Below are 264 nucleotides of genomic sequence, written 5' to 3'. Positions count from 1 at the left end.
TAATATATCTCCTTTTTTTAATGTTAATTTATTTATTGTATCATTAGCATAGTTTCTTTTTGTGTATGTAACATTTTGTTTTATTTTTAATTTTGTGTATTCAAAATCTGCTATTCTAATACATATTATATCATTCTCATTATTTTTAGGTGTATCTCCCCAAGCACCTCCCATTCTACTTTTGATAGTCCTTTTTAATATAATTATATTCCAATCCTCTGGTATCTTCCCAATCCATTCAACTCCACTATCCTTCATTTTCCT

General features: G+C 26.5%; 1 protein-coding gene. It reads right to left on the bottom strand.

The genetic code is table 11. The annotated features are described in order from the left end of the window. Positions 1-264 (bottom strand): hypothetical protein (locus tag ACX6CF_RS27045; protein WP_458788471.1); only part of this gene is annotated, 264 nt, incomplete at both ends.

The organism is Vallitalea sediminicola (assembly GCF_054408565.1).
The sequence above is the reverse complement of the archived record's forward strand: the minus strand, read 5'-3'. Positions and strand labels throughout refer to the sequence as shown.